This is a genomic window from Bartonella queenslandensis AUST/NH15 (assembly GCF_000312585.1).
GTDB classification, from domain to species: Bacteria; Pseudomonadota; Alphaproteobacteria; order Rhizobiales; family Rhizobiaceae; genus Bartonella; species Bartonella queenslandensis_A.
Map to the genome: position 1 here is coordinate 144613 of NZ_HE998003.1, position 2921 is coordinate 147533.

Consider the following 2921-nt stretch of genomic DNA (forward strand, 5'->3'; position numbering starts at 1 on the left):
ATTAATGCCTTATATTCCCTCCGCAGGTGAATTAAAAACGAAGCCAACACAACATTCTGTCAAAGAATTGCAATCAGTTGGTATTTCTCCTGATATTTTGCTTGTGCGAGCAGACAGGTCTATTCCAGAAACAGAACGGTACAAATTATCACTTTTTTGCAATGTTCGCGCCAATGCTGTGATTCAGGCATTAGATATGCCAACAATTTATGATGTTCCTATGGCCTATCATAAAGAGGGTTTAGACTCTGAAGTTCTTTGCGCGTTTGGAATCAATACGGCCCCTCCTCCTCAGATGGATCTTTGGGAAGATATTACGCATCGCATTCATCATCCAGAAGGAGAAGTTACGATTGCTGTTGTAGGAAAATATATTGGCTTAAAGGATGCTTATAAATCTCTTATCGAAGCGATTGCGCATGGTGGCTTAGCCAATAAAGTGAAAGTTAATATTGAGTGGATTGACTCGCAACTTCTTGAAAAAGAAGATTCCGTTTTAGCTTTACAAAAAGCGCATGGAATTTTGGTTCCTGGGGCTTTTGGGGTTCGAGGGGTAGAAGGAAAAATTCGAGCAATCCAATTTGCGCGAGAGCGTAAAATTCCATTTTTAGGGATTTGTTTTGGAATGCAATTGGCTTGTATAGAAGCTGCACGCAATATTGCACAGATTGAGAATGCTTCATCAAGTGAGTTTTGTGAAACAGAAAATCCAATTGTCGGTTTAATGACCGAATGGCTTAAAGGCGATGTTCTTGAAAAACGGATAAAAAATGGTGATCTCGGTGGGTCCATGCGCCTTGGTGCTTTTGCTGCTGAATTAAGAGAAAAAAGTCATATTGCTCAAATTTATGGGATGACAAAGATTGTTGAACGACATCGTCATCGTTATGAGGTCAATATTGATTATAAAGATAAGTTAGAACAGTGTGGTTTGATTTTTTCTGGCATGTCTCCTGATGGTGTTTTGCCAGAAACGATAGAATATGCCGATCATCCATGGTTTATTGGTGTTCAATATCATCCAGAACTTAAATCACGTCCTTTTGATCCACATCCGCTTTTTGCTTCTTTTATTGAAGCTGCTGTAGAACAAAGCCGATTGGTTTAAGATGTAAATTTGGTTACTTTGCTTTTGAGAGATTAAAATGACGAAACCAAATGCTCGTGTAAAAGTTGGAAATGTTATTTTTTCAAATGAAATGCCTCTTTCATTAATTGCAGGACCGTGTCAGATGGAAAGTCGTGATCATGCTTTTGAAATGGCTGGTCGTATTAAAACAATTGCTGATCAGCTTGGTATTGGGTTTGTTTATAAATCAAGTTACGATAAAGCCAACCGAACTTCTTTGAGTGCGGCACGTGGCATTGGTCTTGAAAAAGCAATGGCCATTTTTGCTGATTTAAAAAAAGAGTTTAATTGTCCCATATTGACTGATGTACATACCGAAGAACAATGTACAATTGTTTCTTCTACGGTTGATATTTTACAAATACCTGCTTTTTTATGTCGTCAAACAGATCTTTTGGTTGCAGCAGCCAAAACAGGGTGTGTGATTAATATTAAAAAAGGTCAGTTTTTGGCTCCGTGGGATATGGAGAATGTTTTAAAAAAGGTTGTTCACAGTGGTAATCCCAATGTTATGCTTTGTGAGCGAGGCACATCATTTGGTTATAATCGACTGATTTCGGATATGCGTTCGTTGCCTATTTTACGTTCATTTGGGGCTCCTGTTATTTTTGATGCCACACACTCTGTTCAAGAACCTGGGGGGCAGGGAGCTTCATCTGGTGGACAGCGTCAATTTGTTGAAGTTTTAGCGCGTGCGGCTGTTTCTGTTGGGGTTGCCGGTATTTTTTTAGAAACACATCAAGATCCAGATCATGCACCTTCTGATGGACCCAATATGGTTAAAATTGATGATTTACAAAGATTGCTTGAGATTTTAATGGAATTTGATGATCTGTCAAAGAAGTTGAATTAAGAAGAGAAAAAATATTTCATGAATAGGACATTAGAAATGAATCGCGGCTTTGATTGGATAAGGAAACATAGATGACTATAATTGTCGATATTATTGGACGTGAAGTTCTTGATAGCCGTGGTAATCCAACGGTAGAAGTTGATGTTCATTTGGAAAATGGAGCTTTTGGTCGTGCTCTGGTTCCCTCAGGGGCTTCAACAGGGACACATGAGGCTATAGAACTTCGTGATGGTGATTTGCGTTATCAAGGGAAAGGTGTTGAAAAAGCAGTTGCTGCAGTCAATGGCGAAATTCTTGAAGAACTTGGTGGGCGGGATGCAAGAGACCAAATCGCTATTGATCAAGCAATGATTGCTTTGGATGGAACGCCAAACAAAGCCCGTCTTGGTGCCAATGCACTTCTTGGTGTTTCATTGGCTGTTGCAAAAGCTGCCGCAGACTCATTAAATTTACCTCTGTATCGTTATATTGGTGGTACGCAAGCGCATATTCTTCCAACACCTATGATGAATATTATTAATGGTGGCGTTCATGCTGATAACTTGATTGATTTTCAAGAGTTTATGATTGTTCCTGTAGGAGCCCCTACAGTGAAAGAAGCCATCCGTTATGGTGCTGAAATTTTCCATGCATTGAAAAAACGTTTAAAAGATGCGGGGCATAATACCAATGTTGGTGATGAAGGTGGTTTTGCGCCTCAATTTAAAAGTGCAGATCAAGCTATTGATTTTATTATGGAATCTATTATAATGTGTGGCTATAAACTAGGTGAGCAAATTGCCATTGGTTTAGACTGTGCTTCCACTGAATTTTATAAAAATGGTTCGTATTTTTATAAAGGTGAAGGAAAATGTCGAGACATTCAAGAACAGGTAGATTATTTGGCTCACCTTGTGAAAAGCTATCCTATTATTACCATTGAAGATGGAATGGCAGAGG

At 39.0% G+C, this 2921-nt stretch carries 3 protein-coding genes; all 3 read left to right on the forward strand.

Translation table 11 applies throughout. From position 1 onward, the window contains the following. Window positions 1–1108, forward strand: a 1108-nt coding sequence (locus tag BN338_RS05785) for a CTP synthase (protein WP_039760145.1), incomplete at its 5' end; no start/stop codon positions are given. 37 nt (window positions 1109–1145) lie between these two features. Continuing rightward, entirely contained in the window at window positions 1146–1982 is an 837-nt protein-coding gene (gene kdsA, locus BN338_RS05790; RefSeq protein ID WP_039759933.1) for a 3-deoxy-8-phosphooctulonate synthase, read from the forward strand. 71 nt (window positions 1983–2053) lie between these two features. Continuing rightward, window positions 2054–2921, forward strand: an 868-nt coding sequence (gene eno / locus BN338_RS05795; protein ID WP_039759935.1) for a phosphopyruvate hydratase, incomplete at its 3' end; no start/stop codon positions are given.